The organism is Shewanella sp. SR1 (assembly GCF_020447145.1).
GTDB lineage: Bacteria > Pseudomonadota > Gammaproteobacteria > Enterobacterales > Shewanellaceae > Shewanella > Shewanella baltica.
In genome coordinates, this window is sequence record NZ_JAJAEF010000007.1 from 207,550 (window position 1) to 221,836 (window position 14,287).

Genomic DNA, 14,287 nt, shown 5'->3' on the forward strand with positions numbered 1-14,287 from the left:
ACTATGGGGATAACTAAATCAACACCTTGGACACCACTGAGCGATGGTCCTGACTGGAGCTTCGAGCTACTGCAGGACTACCTCAAGGAAATTGAACGGGTAGCAGCACTGTATAAGCTCAGCACTTACCCAAATCAAATTGAAGTCATCACAGCTGAGCAGATGATGGATGCTTATGCGGGCATTGGTATGCCCATTGGTTACACCCATTGGTCCTTTGGCAAACGTTTTATCGAAACCGAGCAAGGTTACAAGCGCGGCCAAATGGGACTTGCCTACGAAATTGTGATTAATTCTAACCCCTGTATTGCCTACCTTATGGAGGAAAACACTATCACAATGCAGGCGCTGGTGATCGCTCACGCCTGTTTCGGACATAACAGCTTTTTTAAAAACAACTACTTATTTAAGACATGGACAGATGCCAGCTCGATTATTGACTACCTTGTTTTTGCTAAAAACTACATCAGTGATTGCGAGCAAAAACATGGCGTTGCACAGGTCGAAAGCGTCATCGACTCCTGCCATGCGCTAATGAACTATGGTGTCGATCGCTATAAACGCCCCTCAGAAATTTCATTCCGAGAAGAACAAGCAAGACAAAAAGATCGCGAGGCGTACCTTCAAAGCCAAGTGAATGATTTATGGCGCACCATTCCGACCCAGCAACATGAACAGTCACAATCGAAGAAACGTCGTTTCCCCGCCGAACCGCAGGAAAATATCTTATATTTCATTGAGAAAAATGCCCCTTTACTGGAACCATGGCAAAGGGAAATTATCCGCATTGTACGTAAAATGGCGCAATATTTTTACCCGCAAAAACAAACTCAAGTGATGAATGAAGGCTGGGCCACCTTCTGGCACTACACTATTTTGAATCACTTGTATGATGATGGCGTGGTCACTGACCGCTTCATGATCGAGTTTTTGCAAAGCCATACGGGCGTGGTTGCCCAACCCGACTACAACAGTCGCTATTACAGTGGCATCAATCCCTATGCTTTAGGCTTTGCGATGTTTACTGACATTCGGCGTATTTGTGAAAATCCGACCGATGAAGATAAAGCCTGGTTTCCCGACATTGCCGGCAGCAATTGGATTGAAACCTTACACTTTGCAATGCAGAACTTTAAAGACGAAAGTTTTATTAGCCAATATCTTTCACCAAAAGTCATCCGCCAATTTAAGTTGTTTGGTATCCATGATGATGAGAAACGCAATTATCTGTCGGTATCGGCGATTCACGATGAACAAGGTTATCAAGATATTCGCCAGTTATTATCGCAGCAATATAACTTGTCGAATATTGAGCCGAATATCCAAGTGCATAATGTAGAGATCAACGGTGATAGATCCTTGACCTTACGTTATGTGCCAAATAACGATATTCCCTTAGCCAGCAGCCATAAAGAAGTATTAAAGCATTTACATAGATTATGGGGTTTCACTGTCACCTTAGAGCAAAAAAATGAGGATGCGAGTGTAACAGTATTAGCATCCTGCCCTGAAGCGGCTAAACCAGAATAATAAACCGAATAAAAAAGCCGTTTCCATTGGAAACGGCTTTTATGTATTTATCGCTATTTTAATGCGACATCAATCGCAGCAATTAATTATCCTGTGCGATAGACGCGGGCATATCATCGCGTAATTGTAACCACATCTTACCGCTGTTCATGCCGTAGGTGCGCATCAGCGCAGGGACGTCGAGATAATTTTTCGCCTGAGCCAGTAGCTCTAACTCTTTGTAAAAGTTCAAAGCCAATAAACGCGCATCGGAACTAGTAAAATAATAGCGACCGACTCGGCTATACAATCCCTTAAATCCATTTAATATCAATACGTAAAGTGGATTCCCAGAGGAGAAAGCTAAAGTGTGATGCAATAAATAATCAAATTCAGCATAGGATTCAGCCGTATCTTCAAGTTGGTGAATTTTGGCGAGCACATCCACAGCCGTGTCTGGGTTATAACGCAAAGCACCGCGGAAATAGATAGCGCTGACGTTAGTACGGGCCGACAAGAGTTGGTCAACCAATACCGGAAATCCTTCGGGATTGAGATCGGCAATCGTCTCAAGAATGTTTAAGCCTGAAGTTTCCCAGAAGTTGTTCACTCGCGTTGGTTTACCGTGTTGGATTTTCAACCAACCGTCACGGGCCAAGCGCTGTAGCACTTCACGCAGAGTGGTGCGAGTCACACCTATCAATTCCGAAAGCTCACGTTCAGCCGGTAAAATGGACCCTGGAGGAAATTTATTATCCCAAATGGATCTCACAATATACTTCTCTGCAAAACTTGCAGGTCCTTTGGCATTGATAATCATCAGCCCACTTATCCAGTTGTTGTGCGTCGTAATGGTCACTGATCATACCAGAGCGGTAAAAAATGGAAACCATTCACTTAAATTCACTGTGTTATCGCCGTGTAAATGTCACACAATCGCTCAAAAAAACGACCAAGATCAAGGCAACAAACGTCAATTTTGCCGATTAGCTCCGCTTTTTGAAATGTGGGTATCAGTATCTCGTTACATTAGCTTTCTCTTTAGGCTAGACTGATTTAACAAACGCAGGTATTGATATTAAACACGTGCAATTTTTAACATAATTAGAAGAGAGGCTGCCATGCCGGCGACAATGAGTCAGGCGTTTATTGGGAACTTCTTAGGAAATTCTCCTAAGTGGTACAAAACCGCAATACTGTCATTTTTAATTATCAATCCACTACTCTTTTTCTATGTCGACCCCTTCGTGGCCGGCTGGGTATTGGTGCTTGAATTTATTTTTACCTTAGCAATGGCATTAAAATGTTATCCATTACAGCCTGGCGGATTATTAGCAATTGAAGCTGTCGCAATTGGCATGACATCGGCAAGCCAAGTCTTACATGAAATAGAAGCCAACCTCGAAGTATTATTACTCTTGGTGTTTATGGTCGCTGGTATTTATTTCATGAAGCAATTGCTGCTATTTGGCTTCACGAAAATTATTACCAAAGTGCGTTCTAAAGTTTTAGTGTCACTAATGTTTTGTTTGGCATCGGCGTTTTTATCTGCCTTCTTAGATGCGTTAACGGTTATTGCCGTGATTATCGCGGTCGCTGTGGGTTTCTATTCTATTTACCACAAGGTCGCTTCTGGAAAAGATTTCGGCGCCGATCACGATCATACCTCCGAAGGTAAAAACGCTGCGGGCGAAGATCAGTTAAACGAAGAAGAACTCGGTGCATTCCGTGGCTTCCTGCGTAATCTGTTAATGCATGCGGGTGTCGGTACTGCACTCGGCGGCGTATGTACTATGGTGGGCGAACCTCAAAACTTGATCATTGCTGCACAGGCCAACTGGCAGTTTGGTGAATTCGCCGTACGTATGTCACCTGTTACAGTCCCTGTATTGATTTCTGGTATCCTAACCTGCTACTTAGTTGAAAAGTTTGGCATTTTTGGTTATGGCGCTAAATTACCAACGGCCGTTCATCGGATCTTATGTGAATATGCCGCCCATGAAGATGCGCGCCGTACCAACAAAGACAACATGAAGTTAATCGTCCAAGCGCTAGTGGGTGTCTGGTTGATCGCAGGTCTTGCCTTGCATTTAGCTTCAGTGGGCTTGATTGGTCTTTCTGTGATTATTTTAACCACAGCCTTTAACGGCGTCACCGATGAGCATGCCCTCGGTAAAGCCTTTGAAGAAGCACTGCCTTTTACCGCATTATTAGCAGTGTTCTTTGCGGTTGTTGGCGTGATTATCGATCAACACTTATTCGCCCCCGTTATCCAATGGGCACTGGGTTATGAAGGCAATACCCAGTTAGTGATTTTCTATATCGCCAACGGATTATTGTCTATGGTGAGTGATAACGTGTTCGTCGGTACTGTGTATATCAATGAAGTGAAGGCGGCATTAATTAACGGCCAAATCACCCGTGATCAATTCGACTTACTGGCCGTTGCGATTAATACCGGAACTAACTTACCTTCGGTGGCGACACCTAATGGTCAAGCGGCGTTCTTGTTCTTACTGACGTCAGCCTTAGCACCGCTGATCCGCTTATCCTATGGCAGAATGGTATGGATGGCATTGCCCTACACTATCGTGCTATCCATTGTGGGCGTTATGGCGATCCAAACGGGATTCTTAGAACAAGCCACTCAATATTTCTATGATTCCCATACAATCATCCATCACAGTGCAAAAGAAGTGTTGGGCACAGTGTCCGGACATTAATCTTCTCTATTGACTGAACTTTATTAAATAAGTAGAGTCCAAAAAACGCCCCATGTCTGAGGGCGTTTTTTGTTGATATGGAGCTCACTTTGACTGTTATTACTCGCTTTGCCCATTCCCGTTCATCTTGGTTTATTCTCGCAGGCACAGCCCTAGGCTTAGAGTTAAGCGCACTGTATTTTCAACATATAATGAAACTCGACCCCTGTGTTATGTGTATTTATCAAAGACTTGCTGTATTTGGTATATTAGCAGCGGGCCTTATTGGCATGACGGCGCCAAAATATCGAATCGTGAGGATTCTCGCGGCCATTGTTTGGGCAGTCAGTGCGACTTGGGGATTAAAGCTAGCGCTATCGCTGGTAGACATGCAAACCAACCCATCGCCTTTCTCAACGTGTTCATTCTTACCTGAATTCCCAGCTTGGATGCCATTACACGAATGGTTCCCTTCCATTATGATGCCTACTGGCATGTGTACTGATGTGCCTTGGGTCTTTATGGGTGTGACCATGGCCGAATGGATGGTAGTGGCTTTCAGTGGCTTCCTAGTGGCTTGGTTACTCTTTATTGTGCCTATCCTGAGTGGTTCAAATAAACCTTCTCTTTATAAATAACGACTTTGAGATAAGGCAGGGATCAACCCTGCCTTTTTATTAGCGATTTTATTCACAGTTTACGACCTATCCCCGCCGCTAATCCCATTCAATCCCCGCAACTTAGACATATGCCAATAGCAAAACAGCGAGAACGCGCTACACTGGCTCAATGAAAAGTGGTGATTTGGAACCTGGTGATTATGGGAAAAAGTTCGACATCTGAGCCACACACAGCCTTAACCCAATGGCAAAACAGTTTGCCGTTCAAATTTAGCCTTATCCAACTCGTCATTGCCGCTATTTTGATTTGCAGCACAGCTTGGGTCATTCTGAGCATTCAGCGTCAACAAGTGCTTGATCAACAAGCCGTGTTAAACCAGAACTATGGCCAGTTAATCATCGCCAAACTGCAGGAAATGACTTCACAGGTCGAAACCGTGGTCGGCTCCATTTCCAGTATTGCAAAACTTTATCGCTATGATCATGAACAACTGGTGAAAACCATCCCCAGCTTGCTGACGCTCGATAACCAACAGCGTATTATCTCTGGCGGTGGCGTCTGGCCAGAACCCGGCGCGTTTAATCAGCAAAAATTTCGCGATAGCCTATTCTGGGCCCATAATGTAAACGACGAGTTAGTCGCGATTGATAGCTATAACAAGGATACGTTTCCTAGCTATCACACCGAAGAATGGTATCGCCCGACGCGCTATTTCCCTGCGGGCAAAATTTTCTGGTCAAAATCTTATTTCGATCCCACCACCCATGAGTCCATGATCACGGCCTCTGGTGCTATGTGGATGGACCATCAGTTTATTGGTGCTGCCACTGTGGATATCAGCTTAGAAAAGCTCAATGCCCTATTACGCAATGCTATGGTCGATGTCAGGGGTTATGTCATTGCCTTAGATCATCAAAACCAAGTACTCGCCTATCCCCATGGCAATAATAATCTTCAGCATCAAGCCAATACCAGCCACACCTTTGTCACTTTTAATCATCTCGTTGACCAGCAGCCAGACTTCAGCCCCATCGAAGCGGCATTACACAATGCGGATAAAGCCTTTATCGAAGAAGCCGTGGCCGAGCGCGTCTTTACCCAAGAACAGATGCAACATTTGACTCGACTAAGTCATCAAGATGAGCGCGACATGTTAGCCGCCATCGTCAATAACAATGCCTTAAACCATTTCAACACCCCCAAATTACTGACCTCAGTGACCTTAGCCCATGATCCCATTTTGAAAACGGCGTCCCTGGTTTCGGTATTTTTGATGCCCAATACTTATTGGAAAGTGTTAGTTGTCACCCCGATTTCGCCGCTGCAAGATACCGCCAAACACTTAGTTGAAAAGGTTGGTATTTATTTAGTGTGCATCCAGCTTTTAGGCTTGATCCTGTTATTCTTGCTCCAACACCGGCTGTTTATTACCCCGATTATTGAAATCGTCCAAGCCCTAAAGCGTAATGATTCCGCATCAATTGAACTTAAAGCCAAAGACAGTCACGACGAAATTGGCTTATTAGCCAAAACATTCCTGTCGCGCACTCAACAACTTGAAGTGGCCATGGCGAGTTTAGATGCCAGTAATCTTGCCCTAGAGCAACAATTGCAGAGTCAGAACCTATTCCAACTTGAATTAAAGCGCCATAAGGAACAACTAAGGGCTTTGCTGAAATTTTCCCAAAATCTTATCTATGTCAAAGATCTGCACGGCAAATATATTCTGGTGAATGACAAGTATTGTGAAATTTTAGGCATAGAACGCAGACGCATTATTGGCGCCTCGGATTTTGAGGTATTTCCCAGCCAATTTGCCCACGAGTATCAACAAAATGATCGGCGCGTACTGCACAATAACGAAGCCATTAATTTTGAAGAGGCCATCTCCTCGCCACTGGGAAATCTTATTTACATCGTGACCAAATTTAAGATCAAAGATGATGACGATACTGTGATTGCGGTCGGCGCTATCGCCTTTGATATCACGTTGAAAAAGATTAAAGAGCAAGAACAGGAAAAATTACTTTTAGGGCAAGTCGAGACGCTCAATCATCTACAAGAGCAAGTTCGCCTTATCAATCAACATAATAATGAGCTTTACCAAGAGCAAGAAGCATTAACTAAACTGCTTGAGAAGCATCATCAACTCAATCTCAGCCGTGAACAAAGCCAACAGCTAATGCAAAACTTCTTAGCTGAAATGATGACGCAGATCATGCATGAGCAAGATCAGCTACTCGCCAAAGTTTGCCAACTGCAGCAAACGGACGAGGCACATTACAGAACTCAGATCACTGAAATCATGGTGACTCAGGCAGAGAAACTGCGGCATATTGCCCAGCTGTTAACCAATCATCAAAACGATATTCGTCCATTGCACCTCGCGCAATTTATGCGCCATCTCTTAGGTTTGTTAAAAGTGCAATTAGCGAAAGCAAACGTAGAGATAGTGCTTGATTGCGAGGAAAACATCATCATCGATGGCCCTGCTTGGCAATATCTGCAACTCTTCTATCGCTTAATTACTAACACTTTGAATCATGCTTTTAAGACTCACAACGAACAGCGTGAAATCACCATCGCCATCGACAAATCGAACGACGTGCTGCAGATCAGTATTATCGATAATGGAATTGGTATGACGGAGGCGCAGCTCACGCAATTGCGACAGGAACTGGAGCAAGAACTCTGCCTCGGAACCTTAACCTGTATCAATCTGTGGCTCAAAAACGATCTTAATGGCAGCCTTACCATCAGCAGCCAGTTAAACCAAGGCACACACATACAGTGTCATTGGCCGCTTAGTACAAGCTTAGCGTCGCAATAAAGAAGTCGGCTTACTGATCAAGCCATGCTTTTGCTTGGGTTTGCTCATCGGCAGCAAATACCTTTACAGGGCACGGCAGCATGCAGGCAAGCGCATTGACCATAGCGCTTGTTTGAGCTTGGTTAGCAATCATCACCACTCTTGAGAAATCACTTAAGTGAAATAAGCCGAGTACTGCATCGTCCCACAGGGCAGCGACGGATATGCCTTCAAATTCAGGGGAAAACTCGTACCAGAGGCGAATACTGGCGTGATCTTGTAACTTAGCTTCAATGGCGGGAACCAGATAACCTTCAACATCCTCATGGTTAACACGACCGGATGCGACGACTGCTAATATGTCATGGGCATGGCCCGAAGAGATCGTTAGCATTGAACACTCCTTATCAATACATGAAGAAAATTGTTAAAGCTCACACACTAAAGATACACAGACAATGAAATAAATGCAGGAAAAGAGTGGTTTATTTTACGCTCAGCCGATTTAGTCCTCACCACTCAAGTTTTAAAATCACTCGAGCTAAGTGTCAGCCAGCAGAAAAAGTCACAAAGCGAAGTGGCAATACAAGACTAAAAAGTGATGAAAAGTGATGAAAAGTAGAATAACTCGAAGGGTAACGGATAGCAGATATAGCCTCACACCAAATGTTTTAAGCTTAACGCTAACTCGCGCAGCGACTTAAGACTAGATTCAAGGTGAGGAAACACATGGCACTCAAGCGTGGCAATCAAGCGTGGCAATCAAGCGGCAAAAACATGACGGTTAAAATAGGCCGTTAACACTAACTGTTACAACGAGCTGAAATTACACCTTAATTTTAATGCCAGCACGCTTGCCACTCAAAGCTAGAGCGCCCTTCTGACTAGGCGCTGACTTGCTGTTTAGCGATTTCTTGATCGAACAAATTCTTAATTAAACCGGAAAATTCGGTAATAAATAACGTCTGCGCGGGCGTGGCTTTATGATTGGCAACCGAAGCTAAAATCTCTTCTAAATCATATACTATCGCATCCACTTCGCGGATAATCATGTTGCGCTGCGTGAAAGACAATGACGGATTTTGACCACACACCATAATGATCTGCGCCGACAATTGCTCTTCAAATAATTCCATCACAGTATCGTCTGAAATCACCTCAGAATTTGGTGTTTCAAATAAGCCAAGATGTTCAGTTAAATACTGGACCAAATGCATGTAACCATCTTTATCTGTGACCATTTTTTACCCTTTAAACTCATTAACTTAATATCTACTGTGGTGCTATTAATACCACAATCGGAAATATCAAAGAAGCCGAAAGTTCGGCTTCTCATCGAGATCCAGCATACGCCACTTATTCAACTCTAGCCTATCTTCGATAACCGACGTATTGATCTACACCAATCTTATTGAAGTTACTGAGTTAAGGTTAGTACAAATGACACAGGAACAGCTTGGCTAATACTCGATAAACCCGCAATTTCACGTAATTTATCAATCCCAGCGACAAGATCAAACTCATTGGCATTCACAATTATCGGCTGAAAACTGTTCACTAACAGCTTGTTATCAGAAACTTTAGTGATAATAACCGAAAAAGTCTTAGTTTGCGATTTACCATGCAATGCAATTTTACCATCGATATCAACAACTTTAGTCTCGCCAATGCCAAGATCTTTTAGCATCTTAGTGTCAACTTGAGACGATAGTTTGAGCTCAGGATATAAAGCCACTTCGAACAATAAATTCTGCATCCGCTCATCACGAACATCAATACCTGTAGCCACGCCAATTAACGGAATGGTTAATTCGAATTGACCATCCTCTTTTAGCGTACCTTTGAGTTGTTTAAAGTGATGGACTTCACCAATGTCACCTTTCTTTACCGAAATAAAACTGACTCGCGAATCTTGATCCATCACTTGCCATTGCGCGGCGCAGCTAAAACTGGCCATAGCCGATAAGGCGACAATTCCCATCCATTTTTTCATCGTATCAGTCCTCAAAAAGTGAGTTTAAAAGCCATGCAGTAAAGCAAATCGACATCTGCAGCAGGCGAAAATCCTGCCCAGTTAAACGTGACCCACATCACCTAACTTAAGCTAAAGATACTCTTTTTATCCATTAGCGACCAGTAAACTATGCTTCATACTCTAACTAGCCATTTATCTAAGCTATTGGCAAAAGCCTGTTTATCCGCTTGGGAAAACGAATCCGGCCCGCCGGTATGCACACCTGAACCCCGCAAATCTTCCATAAAATCGCGCATCGTCAGCTTTTGTTTTATGTTATCGACGGTATAAAGCTCGCCGCGGGGATTGAGTGCCAAGGCGCCCTTTTCGATGATTAAAGCCGCTAAGGGAATGTCCGCGGTGATCACTAAATGCGTCGGCTCGACATGGTCGACAATGTATTGATCCGCCACATCAAAACCCGCACCAACGCGAATTTGGCTGATATAGGGCGATGGCGGTACACGGATCATTTGATTGGCCACCAGCACCAGCGGCAAAGCTTTACGCTCCGCCGCGCGGAACAGGATTTCTTTAATGGGATTAGGGCATGCGTCCGCATCAACCCAAATTTTATAATCACTCAATGTCTTTTAACTCTGTTGGTGTTAGGTTCACAGGCTTAGTTTTAGGCAATACTATGCAGAACTATGCAGAACTATGCGCGTATTATGGCGCTAAACGATCGATTTCCCACTCAGCATCATGGCGAGTATAAATAAAACGATCATGCAGCCTGTGTTCTCCACCCTGCCAAAATTCGATACTCGAAGGTCTGACTAAGTAACCGCCCCAAAAACTGGGTAAAGGCACATCGCCCTTGGCGAACTTAGCCTTCATTTCGAAGAATTTACCTTCAAGTACTTGTCTCGCGCTGAGTTTACTCGACTGCTGCGACACCCAAGCGGCAATTTGACTGTCCTTAGGACGGGTCATAAAGTATTTAAGCACTTCGGCGGTAGACAGCGCCTGCGCTTCTCCGAGCACAGATACTTGGCGCTCTAAAGGATGCCAAGGGAAATGCAAACTGACTTTATTATTGGCGGCAATTTGCTGGGCTTTGCGGCTGCCTAAGCTGGTAAAAAACACGAAGCCAGTGTCATCAAAACGCTTAAGTAACACTATCCGTTGAAAAGGTTGGCCGTGTTCGTCCACAGTCGCCACACACATGGCGGTTGGATCGCTAAGTTCCGCATCCCTCGCCTGCGTCATCCACAATTCAAACAAGTCCATCGGGTTTTGCGGTAAGTCGGCACGTCTTAAGCCGCCTTTAGCATACTCGCGGCGGATATCACTCAGATCTGTCATGGGGTTTCCTTAAACAAATGCCAAAAAATTACATGAATTCAGGGATCAGCACTTCAGCATCAAGCTGCTGATAGTGACTAAAACTAATGTCATAACCTTGCTCGGTCGTTAATGAGCCACGCCCTAAGCATAAATGGGCAGGAAATCCCTGCGTTGAGTCATAGGTATTAAAGCCGATAGTGTCCCAACTGACGGGAGAAAACAGCGCTAATAGCCGCCCCAAGAGCTCTTGCGGATACTGGGCTAAATCAAGATTCGTTTCAAAGCTCACATAGGAACTGGCGCAGGCATTCTCGCTTTGGGGCGCGATATGCAAGGTGACATAATATTTGCCCCAGAGGCCATTCATCGAAAAACCTGAGGGGTCAAATAAATGGGCGTCAATCTCAAATTCGGGGAGTAAATCGTTAAGTTCGAGTGCGGCGCAAATTTCATCTTTGCTTTGCGAGCCACCATTTAGATATTCGGCTAACTTGCCACAAATGTGGTACATCAACAGCTCACAGGTTTGATCATCCTTTGGTGCTCGATAATCACTGTCAGAGCAGAAAAAATAATGATGGTGACTGTCTAAATGCCCCACTCTCATTGCCTTACCCGCGATACGCTGACGCAACTTGCCAACATCATCGGCAAAACTGCTGGCTTGCAGGTGGGCTTGGTATTCGTTTTTACGCTGATAACTCACCAGCGCCATCGCAGATACGCCAAGCGCATCGATAAAATAACAAGCGGCATCTACTAAAGTGCTATTGCCGCAGGTGAGCATGACAAATCTGTCGTGCCATACGAATAAGCTGGATTCGCTCAACAGGTAGGCATCGCAATCAGCATTACTTATCTGCGACAAAATCTCGGCATGGGCACAATTGACTAAGGCTGACCAAAAGCTCACATCGAGTTCGCGTAAATTCGGCGCAGACGCCGCCACGATGATCTCAAGTTTCTTTTCTGAGCCTTCAAAAAACATCAAATCCTTAACCCCATTAAACGCTATGCGCCCTTGCTGTTGACATCCTTTATACCGTAATAGCTCCCACGGACGATAAATAAATATCGTCCAGAAAGCAAAAATCAGCCTAAGTTACCTTAGGCTGATTTATTTTAACACACTAAATCTTAAGAAAAATATCTTAAGAAAAATCTTCCAAGTAAGTGTAGCCTTTCAGGCCAACTTGCAGTTCTTCTAAAATTTGTGCGCGTTCATCTTCGGCAATATGCAGATTCACTAACTCTTCGTAAGTGCGCATAAAGGCCACTGCATCTAAGTTAACGTAACGCAATACGTCAGCGACAGTATCACCCGCCAATACCGATTCAATGTTAGTCACACCGTTATCTTCGATGCGAACAACCGCAGAGTTAGTATCACCAAACAGGTTATGCATATCACCCAAGATTTCTTGGTATGCGCCCACAAGGAAGAAACCAATCAGGTACGGGCTATCCGCACTCCAGGCTGGTACTGGCAATGTGGTTTCAATCCCTTGACCATCAACGTATTGATCGACAATACCGTCAGAGTCACAGGTGATATCAAGCATCACAGCACGGCGCTCAGGGGCTTTATCTAAACCCGATAACGGCAATACTGGGAACACTTGGTCAATACCCCAAGCATCGGGTAATGACTGGAATAATGAGAAGTTAACAAAGAACTTATCGGCTAACTTTTCATTGAGTTCATCAATGATAGGTCTGTGATAACGGTTCTTCGCACTCAATAGCCCTTGCACTTCATGGCAAACACGCAGGTTAGCTTGTTCAGCCCAAGCACGTTCTGCCAAGCTCAATTGACCAAGAGCAAATAGCGAATGCGCTTCTTGTAAGTCACTTTGGCTATCGTGATAAATCTCAATCAAAGCACGTTGATCAGCGCGACCACTAAGCTCAGACCATGAATGCCACATGTTATGCAATAACTGTGGTGACTCTTCTGCTGGCGGTTGAATATCTTCAGGCTGATAAGCTTCAGTACCGATAACATCGGTGATAAGCACAGCGTGATGCGCGGTTAAGTAACGGCCAGACTCTGAAATAATACGTGGCATAGGTTGCTCGTATTCATTACAGATGTCGGTCAATACATTAACGATATTGTTGGCGTATTCAGTCAGGCCATAGTTCATCGAGTTATTACTTTGGCTACGTGTGCCATCGTAATCCACCGCTAAACCACCACCGACGTCGAAGCAGTTAACGCTTGCGCCTAATGCACGTAATTCACAATAGAAACGACCCGCTTCACTCACACCTTGGCGAATATCACGAATGTTAGCGATTTGCGAACCTAAGTGGAAATGCAGCAATTGCAGCGAATCTAGCATATCGTTTTGCTTAAGTTGTTCAACAACTAGCAAAATTTGTGCAGCTGATAGACCGAACTTAGACTTCTCACCGCCGCTCGCCTGCCATTTGCCTTTGCCTTGGAACGCTAAACGCGCACGCAGACCTAAACGCGGTGTCACACCAAGACGCTTAGATTCAGCTAACACCATTTTCAGTTCAGACAGTTTTTCTAAAACAATGTAAACCTTGTGGCCTAACTTTTCACCAATCAATGCTAAACGGATATATTCATTATCTTTATAACCATTACACACAATGACTGAACTGGCTTTTTGCGCCATGGCTAACACAGCCATCAGCTCAGGCTTACTGCCTGCTTCTAAACCCAGTTGTGGTACTTCTTTTGATGCCTGACTCGCCAGGATCTCTTCCACCACAGTTTGCTGTTGGTTTACTTTAATGGGGTAAACCAGCAAATAGTCCGCCTGATACTCGTACTTCTGTATCGCTTGGTCGAATGCTTGGCACAAACTGTTCACTCTGTGGTGCAGGATCTGCGGAAAACGAACTAGTACAGGTAAAGCGACGCCCGCTTTAACCATGTCTTTGGCTAGCTCATTTAAGCCAATCTTGTAATCAGGATTTTTTGGATCCGGTGACACTGTCACCTCACCGTGATCGCTGATCCCATAAAAACCTTGGCTCCAGTGAGTAACATTGTACCCAGCACGAGCATCATCAATAGACCAATCATTCATTATTATTTAGCCCGTCTATTAAAAAATGGGTTAAACGGTTATGACTAAATAGCACAACCGCCCGTTCGACAAACCCAGGCAAAGGGACACCTTACCTGACATACACGAAGGTGGATTTACCTTCTACTTAATGCCGCAACGTCACGCTAGTGTAAGTGACATTGCCGCGATTTTCATTAATAGCGCAAGAGACAACTCATCTTAGCGCACTACATCCTATCATATTGACGGCAAAGCTGATTCCCTTACCCCAGTAAAGCTATCTTTACTTGCCCCA

The 14,287-nt window shown here is 44.4% G+C and carries 12 protein-coding genes; 4 read left to right on the plus strand and 8 right to left on the minus strand.

The annotated features are described in order from the left end of the window. Positions 1–3 precede the first annotated feature (3 nt). A complete protein-coding gene (locus KV201_RS09095; protein ID WP_126492163.1) occupies positions 4–1,530 on the plus strand; it encodes a SpoVR family protein in 1,527 nt (508 codons plus the stop codon). A gap of 82 nt (positions 1,531–1,612) precedes the next feature. Here the strand turns inward: KV201_RS09095 and fadR are convergent, their stop codons facing one another. After that, positions 1,613–2,329 carry a fatty acid metabolism transcriptional regulator FadR gene (gene fadR / locus KV201_RS09100; RefSeq protein ID WP_006081284.1) on the minus strand — a complete coding sequence of 239 codons (717 nt, stop codon included), beginning with the start codon at positions 2,327–2,329 and terminating at the stop codon, positions 1,613–1,615. A gap of 301 nt (positions 2,330–2,630) precedes the next feature. Between fadR and nhaB the strand changes: the two genes are divergently transcribed. The 3 genes from nhaB to KV201_RS09115 all read left to right on the plus strand — a co-directional run bounded on the left by nhaB (position 2,631) and on the right by KV201_RS09115 (position 7,662). After that, the gene (nhaB, locus tag KV201_RS09105) at positions 2,631–4,232 is read left to right on the plus strand and encodes a sodium/proton antiporter NhaB (RefSeq protein ID WP_006081283.1); all 1,602 of its coding nucleotides are present in this window, start codon (positions 2,631–2,633) and stop codon (positions 4,230–4,232) included. Positions 4,233–4,321: 89 nt separating this feature from the next. Beyond that, complete coding sequence (gene dsbB, locus KV201_RS09110) at positions 4,322–4,849, plus strand: disulfide bond formation protein DsbB (RefSeq protein ID WP_071939277.1); 528 nt, start codon at positions 4,322–4,324, stop codon at positions 4,847–4,849. Positions 4,850–5,031: 182 nt separating this feature from the next. Further along, positions 5,032–7,662, plus strand: a complete 2,631-nt coding sequence (locus tag KV201_RS09115) for a PAS domain-containing protein (RefSeq protein WP_226059126.1) — start codon at positions 5,032–5,034, stop codon at positions 7,660–7,662. Between the two features lie 10 nt (positions 7,663–7,672). On the opposite strand, the gene KV201_RS09120 is transcribed toward KV201_RS09115, so the two are convergent. From KV201_RS09120 to speA, 7 genes are all read right to left on the minus strand, one after another. Then, on the minus strand, positions 7,673–8,035 hold the full coding sequence (locus KV201_RS09120) for an STAS/SEC14 domain-containing protein (protein ID WP_006086327.1): 363 nt from the start codon (positions 8,033–8,035) through the stop codon (positions 7,673–7,675). Between the two features lie 490 nt (positions 8,036–8,525). Further along, positions 8,526–8,882 carry a DUF3802 family protein gene (locus KV201_RS09125; RefSeq protein WP_006081279.1) on the minus strand — a complete coding sequence of 119 codons (357 nt, stop codon included), beginning with the start codon at positions 8,880–8,882 and terminating at the stop codon, positions 8,526–8,528. A 176-nt stretch (positions 8,883–9,058) separates the two neighbouring features. Then, positions 9,059–9,634, minus strand: a complete 576-nt coding sequence (locus KV201_RS09130) for a YceI family protein (RefSeq protein WP_226059127.1) — start codon at positions 9,632–9,634, stop codon at positions 9,059–9,061. Positions 9,635–9,789: 155 nt separating this feature from the next. Then, positions 9,790–10,242 carry a YaiI/YqxD family protein gene (locus KV201_RS09135; RefSeq protein ID WP_006081277.1) on the minus strand — a complete coding sequence of 151 codons (453 nt, stop codon included), beginning with the start codon at positions 10,240–10,242 and terminating at the stop codon, positions 9,790–9,792. A gap of 82 nt (positions 10,243–10,324) precedes the next feature. Continuing rightward, on the minus strand, positions 10,325–10,963 hold the full coding sequence (gene pdxH, locus KV201_RS09140; protein ID WP_226059128.1) for a pyridoxamine 5'-phosphate oxidase: 639 nt from the start codon (positions 10,961–10,963) through the stop codon (positions 10,325–10,327). 28 nt (positions 10,964–10,991) lie between these two features. Continuing rightward, on the minus strand, positions 10,992–11,933 hold the full coding sequence (locus tag KV201_RS09145; protein WP_226059129.1) for an S-adenosylmethionine decarboxylase proenzyme: 942 nt from the start codon (positions 11,931–11,933) through the stop codon (positions 10,992–10,994). Between the two features lie 163 nt (positions 11,934–12,096). Beyond that, positions 12,097–14,010, minus strand: a complete 1,914-nt coding sequence (gene speA / locus KV201_RS09150; protein ID WP_006081274.1) for a biosynthetic arginine decarboxylase — start codon at positions 14,008–14,010, stop codon at positions 12,097–12,099. Positions 14,011–14,287 lie beyond the last annotated feature (277 nt).